Below are 1,758 nucleotides of genomic sequence, written 5' to 3'. Positions count from 1 at the left end.
CACCATCCCTGCTGAATAACTGTCAATACGGCGCTGGGCGTACGCTTACGGTAAAGGTGACCAGCTGATGCTGCGGCAGCGCCAAATTCGCCTCCAGCACCTGTTGTTTCAGACTGTTTAGCATGGCGTTCTCCTTATCCCACGATAAGGCTATTGTCCGGTCCGCTGCGCCAGGCCGGTATGGGTAAACCGGCTGAAGATCGGGCATGGATCTGCTATCGGACCGTCAAGAAACGTATCAGCCTGGAATCAGGAGGGAAATTTCGGATTATTTAACTCATAGGAAATGGGTAATATATTGAATAGTAATCTTTTTTATTGAATCCTAGACAAGCTAAATGTTGCAGATAAGTCTATAATTATTTCAAGGTAATTCAATATAACACCGTACTATGGAGAACGTGATGATGAGCTCAACCTCTAAACGTATTGCCGCCGCGGTGCTGGCGGTAACCCTCGCTTTATCGCTGAGCGCGTGCTCGAATTGGTCGAAACGCGATCGCAACACCGCTATTGGCGCCGGCGCCATCGGCGGCTCGGTCCTGACCCACGGCAGCGGTTTGGGCACCATTGGCGCCGCCGCCGTCGGCGGGATTATCGGCCATCAGGTTGATTAATATCCGTTACCCGATGAGCCTATCCTCATCGCCACCTGCCGCGCTTGGGATAGCGTATCAGGCGGGCGCACCCGGTTAGCCGCCCGCCAGCTTGACCTTTAAACCCCGCGCCTCCAATAGCTGTTTTAACAGGTCGCGCTTATCGCCCTGGATTTCAATTACGCCCTCTTTCACCGCCCCGCCGGTACCACATTTCTTTTTCAGCTCGCTGGCCAGCGTCTGCAGCGCTGCATCGTCCCAATCCAGGCCGGTAATTAGGCACACCCCTTTGCCTTTTCTGCCGCTGGTTTGACGCTGCAATCGCACGATGCCGTCCCCTGGCGGACGCGGCGCGGGCGTTGCGGCGGCTTTAATGCGCCCGCCGTCGGTGGAATACACGAGCCGGTTTTCATTCGCCATGGGCCGCTCCGACATGTAATTCCTGCAGGATAGCCACCAGGGCGGCAGAGGGATCGGCCGCCTGGGTAATCGGGCGCCCGATCACCATATAATCCACCCCCGCCTGCAGCGGCGTCATCTCCCTGCGCTGATCCCCCGCGTCGCTACCGGCAGGCCGTATCCCCGGCGTCACCAGTTGGAAAGCCGCGCCGCGGTCGGTTTTCAGCCGCGACGCTTCCCAGGCGGAACAGATCACGCCGTCCAGGCCGCACGCTTTGGCCAGAATAGCCAGCCGCAAGGCGTGATCGGACGCGCTGCCTGCAATGCCTATCCCTCTCAAATCTTCATCATTCATACTGGTAAGCACCGTGACGGCGATAAGCGTGGGCGCGTCAGCCCCAAACGGCACCAGCGCCTCCCGCGCCGCCGCCATCATACGTTCGCCGCCGCTGGCGTGTACGTTGACCATCCATACCCCCAGCGCCGCCGCCGCGCTGACCGCTTTGGCCACCGTATTGGGAATATCGTGGAATTTCAGGTCCAGGAAAACGTCGAACCAGCGCTGTTGCAGGTCGCGCACCAGCGCCGGTCCCGCCTGGGTAAACATTTCTTTGCCGATTTTCAGCCGGCATTGCTGCGGCGCCACTTTGTCGGCAAACGCCAGCGCCTGGCGGGCATAGGCATAATCCAACGCCACAATCACCGGCGAACCCGCCCGCTGCGGAGCAATAGAGGAAGAGGAAGAGGAAGAGGAAGAGGAAGA

The 1,758-nt window shown here is 58.8% G+C and carries 3 protein-coding genes and 1 pseudogene; 1 reads left to right on the top strand and 3 read right to left on the bottom strand.

Annotated features, from left to right (window positions below):
- Positions 1-49: 49 nt before the first annotated feature.
- A pseudogene (gene araD / locus ACMX3H_RS19930) lies at positions 50-124 on the bottom strand (L-ribulose-5-phosphate 4-epimerase); the annotation flags it as partial.
- Positions 125-407: 283 nt separating this feature from the next.
- On the opposite strand from araD, the gene osmB reads away from it, so the two are divergent.
- On the top strand, positions 408-617 hold the full coding sequence (gene osmB, locus ACMX3H_RS19925) for an osmotically-inducible lipoprotein OsmB (protein ID WP_415211891.1): 210 nt from the start codon (positions 408-410) through the stop codon (positions 615-617).
- A 75-nt stretch (positions 618-692) separates the two neighbouring features.
- On the opposite strand, the gene yciH is transcribed toward osmB, so the two are convergent.
- On the bottom strand, positions 693-1,016 hold the full coding sequence (gene yciH / locus ACMX3H_RS19920; protein WP_415211883.1) for a stress response translation initiation inhibitor YciH: 324 nt from the start codon (positions 1,014-1,016) through the stop codon (positions 693-695).
- Entirely contained in the window at positions 1,006-1,725 is a 720-nt protein-coding gene (gene pyrF, locus ACMX3H_RS19915) for an orotidine-5'-phosphate decarboxylase (RefSeq protein WP_415211924.1), read from the bottom strand. The genes yciH and pyrF overlap by 11 nt, the downstream gene beginning before the upstream one ends.
- Positions 1,726-1,758 lie beyond the last annotated feature (33 nt).

Origin of the sequence: Sodalis sp. (in: enterobacteria), assembly GCF_047607725.1 — a bacterium.
In the GTDB taxonomy this organism is placed as follows: Bacteria; Pseudomonadota; Gammaproteobacteria; order Enterobacterales; family Enterobacteriaceae; genus JBLKSS01.
This window is presented reverse-complemented; position numbering and strand designations above follow the sequence as displayed.